Source organism: Sorangium sp. So ce887 (assembly GCF_051521455.1).
Taxonomy (GTDB): domain Bacteria; phylum Myxococcota_A; class Polyangia; order Polyangiales; family Polyangiaceae; genus Sorangium.
Map to the genome: position 1 here is coordinate 1,988,164 of NZ_CP150354.1, position 3,803 is coordinate 1,991,966.

The 3,803-nt window shown below is 61.7% G+C and carries 2 protein-coding genes and 1 pseudogene; all 3 read right to left on the reverse strand.

Annotation, left to right across the window (positions count from 1 at the left end; genetic code table 11):
* Positions 1 to 167: 167 nt before the first annotated feature.
* Positions 168 to 692 (reverse strand): annotated as a pseudogene (locus tag WMF36_RS07580) (TfuA-like protein); the annotation flags it as partial.
* Entirely contained in the window at positions 689 to 1,924 is a 1,236-nt protein-coding gene (locus WMF36_RS07585) for a YcaO-like family protein (RefSeq protein WP_437578934.1), read from the reverse strand. The pseudogene WMF36_RS07580 and the gene WMF36_RS07585, both read right to left, overlap by 4 nt.
* 938 nt (positions 1,925 to 2,862) lie before the next feature.
* Complete coding sequence (locus tag WMF36_RS07590) at positions 2,863 to 3,141, reverse strand: hypothetical protein (protein ID WP_437578935.1); 279 nt, start codon at positions 3,139 to 3,141, stop codon at positions 2,863 to 2,865.
* Between the last annotated feature and the right edge of the window lie 662 nt (positions 3,142 to 3,803).

Sequence of the window (3,803 nt, forward strand, 5' to 3'; positions counted from 1 at the left end):
TATTTCTCGGCGACGTTCTCGAGGCGGAGGAGTTCGCCAGCATGCTGGAGCGCTTGGACTGCATCTTGTCGCTTGATGTCTTGCGCGGAGAGAAATCTCAGGAGCTCCCCAGACTCATCCGCGACGCGCGCCTCGCGCAGGACAGCGCGCCACTGACGCTCGGGGTAGAACATCCGTGAGGCGACGTCGACGAGGCGCCGCCCAGACGGACGGTCCAAAATCTGCCGCCGGATAGCGTGAGAAACCGCGTACCGGACGTTGACCAGCGCCACGGAGACGGCGCGATAGTCGTTGTCTTGGTCTGTGCCGACCGCGACCTCGCCGTCGCTGCTCAAGACGCCCATCCGAAACGCTCGATAAACTAGCCCTATGCCTCGCATGCCGACCGGCCAGCACTCGGCGGCGCGCAGCGCGCCCATGCTCGACGCGCCGAGTACCAGCGCGCCATCGCGCACGATATCGATGACCTCGCGCGGGGAGACAGCAAGCTCGTGCGAGAACACGCCGTCGATGATGATGAAGATGGCACCGCCAAGCTCCCGATCGCGATACAGGTCTCCACGCACTACGGGGGTTCGAATCCGCGCACCAGGAAGCAGCTCAGCCACTGCGCTCGGTGAGATGCTCGGGCCGACGTAGACCCAAGGTGTGTCCGCGTGCGAGGTTTCGCGTTGCAAATGGGCAGATGTCACAGCAAGTGCCTCAACTGGCGCCAGGACGGACGCTCGCCGCAGCTGATCGGGCCACTCATCCCTGGCACGATGATGCGAACGACGGGGACCTGGAGATCGGACCGGGTAAGATCCGCGACGATGCAACGCGTGAACCCCGCGCTAGCTAGACGCTCGCAGACCTCCTCGAGGTCGTGCAGCAGGTCGCCCGACGAGCTGCTCCTGGCAGCGTCAAACGGGTGCAACTCTCGCGGATAATAGAAGTCGGCGAGTCTCTGCATAGTCCATGTGCGATCGATGGATTGGCCGCCTTCGAAGGTATCGCGCGCACCCTGCATCGTGACGACGCGGCTCTGCACGGCCTCGGTCACGGCGCGGAGGACGGCGCGTTGCGGGTCGAGATCGGTCCCCCAGCCCGCAAAACGACGCTCTGTCGCGCCGTGGAGGCTCGGAAATGCCGGGTCCAGGATGCCTGCGGCGAAGGTGGACACCGCTGTGCTGTTGATCAGCTCTCCGATCGCGAGCCGCAGCCCCGCGCGAGTAATGCGATCACGCCATTCCTGGCACTCACCCGGGATGGTGTCGAGATCTATCATCCGACACTGTGGCACGTCATGGTCGCCGGACTCGGCGACCTCATCACAGAACTCGTGCTGTGCCACAGTGTCGCGTTCTATTACTTCACACAGGGCGTGCAACGCCGCCTCCGTGTAAGTATTCCCCGATGCGAGGCCGTTCGTGTGGGGCCCCGGATAGATCCCATCGCTGCCGGGGGTGATTACCAGGTCGACCGGCACCCAGACGTGCTGCCGCTGGATCAGGTCGAACGCCATCATCCAAGAGCATGCGCGGTCTGGCCGGTACACGCTCCGGAACGGCAGATCGCAGTCCTCGAGGTTCAGCACCGCGTCGCCAGCGCTCTCGCGCTGCTCTTCGAAGGACGCGCGACGAACCTCAGTACTGGCGGGGAGGTCTTCCGCGCAGCACCGCTCGATGGCTTCCATGATCGCGCTCAGGCGCGCAGCGCGGTGCGTCAACCCCTTGCCTGCGTGGGTGGTGAGGTCCTTGGCGAGCGGCGTGACGGCCACCCAGCTTGGCAGCTCCAGATAGTCGAGCGGAGTCACGTCGACGACGCGCGTGATGGGTACCCGTCTGAGCAACGGTCGTACCCAGACCTCGGTGTCATCAAACGACCGCGCATGACCGGCGGGGCTCACGGCTGGTGTAGAGGTGAATCGATCGGCGGCGATCATCGCATTGCGACTCACTCTCAGGCAAGGATTGAAATAATTTTAGATTCGTTCAACGCATGCCAGAGCGGGTCCGCCGCAACTGTGGTTGCGGTGTCCCTGGAAAAATATACGGTCGATATGCCCATGTTGCTCAGGTGTCACTGACGAGAGAACGCTCAGCAGAGCGCGCTCCCTCCTGCCATGGAAAAGCCGCGAGGCACCTATCGTTGAGCATATGAAATTCGCGATGTTTCACCCTATTAAACGATCAGGGCTAGAGATCGGAATCACATCGGCATCAATCGATCGATGTGCCCCGCGACCACTCTCCTATAGGTCAGGAGAGACAGCTAGGTTCTGCTCAGGCGCAGACGCTCGTGCTACCCCTGACATTCGACTTGATCTTCATCGAACGCTTGGGCTGCACGACCTGAACCTGCTGGGCGTTACCCTGATTATTATGCATGATGATATTCCTTCCTAGTTCTAGAGTGGCGTGCAGGTCCGAGTGGACATGCAACCAGCTCTAGTGGGTTGCAGCAACATGGCAGCACCTTACTGCGCATGCACCTTATACCTAAAATACTGATATCGGCTTGTCAAGCTGAGCTTGAGCGGGTGTGCTCAGCGAGATGCCTCCGGCGACAAGGCCGTCGATCAGGGCGCGCATGGGCGTCATGTGACAGATGTGTTTCATTGGCTCGCTAATGTGCTTTTTTTTGGTCGGTTATGTTTCCAAACCAAGCGCGTGGTCGGGCGCAGGGATTCATTGGTGCATCTTGGCCACGCCGCAAGATGCGCTGTGGGCTCCGCAGTGGAGAGCCCGTTCCGTGGTTCATCGACCAGCGCGGAGGAATCATTCTCAAAAGCGGAACCGCTGTCAACGTCTAAGCGAGCGTGTCGTTTTTATGGATATCTCTGGTTGAGATGGAAATGGCAATCTGATCCTGGTCACCCGGTCAGTAGAACTGGCCTTGCCTCAGTCGGGCTCCGGAATTCGCTCGTGGGTCCCAGAGCTCGGCGAGGCGCGTGCCGCTCGCGACGTCGTCTCCCTTCACGGCAATCGCCAGCCTCCACTTGAAGATGTCGAAATTGTCGATGCGGCGAGCGAACGGATCCTCGAACACTGCGCCCACTGCTTCGCACCGCGCCGGGCTGCAAAAGAGCCGCAGCGCCGGCGCGCGACCCACGCGCTGGAAGGACGCGCCCGGAGCACCGCGGCGGATCATCGAGGCCACGTTCCATCCGCCGTGACGCCCTCTGCACCGGCGGGCCACAGATGGGTCCGCCGCAGCCCGAGGTCCGGAGACAGGCGCATCCAACCCGCCCCGCAACCGCGCCGGTATCATGTCCAGAGTATGCGGCGACACGGTGGGCGACGCCAGACAGCGGGCTGGAACGGCGGCGTTCCAGAAGTGAAACAATGCTATCGCTGCTGCGGGGAGTCGAGCCGGGAAGCGACGGCCCGGGCGGTGAATCTTTGCAGTCTTACGTGAGCCCGGGGTGCATCAGGCCATACATTTCTCTTGCGCGACCGCCGAAGATCGAGCAAGGATTGCGCTGTCGCATGGATTCGGCGTTTTGATGCTTCAATACGCGGCCTCAGCCGGATGATGCCCGGATCGATGTGTGCATTGGTAATTCTGGCATCAGGGAGTTGAAGGCCGGAGTAGCGTCAACTGCGCAGCGAGCATCGGGGCGAGCGATGCCGCCCAGTCGTGGAGTGTCATGCCGGCCATGTAGGTGACGATGCTCTCAAACGGTTGACTGCGATGGCGCGCGGGCGCCTGAGCACGATGCGTTGCGAAGACTCGACCGTTTGAGGAATTCTTTCGGCAAGGGGTATCTTGCCAAACCCTCTGTCGGAATCAGGGTGTTAGTTGCAACGTACAGGCTCACA

Coding starts and splice junctions, on each gene's coding strand:
- WMF36_RS07585 (WP_437578934.1), bottom strand. CDS start 1,924: ATGATCGCCGCCGATCGATTCACCTCTACACCAGCCGTGAGCCCCGCC.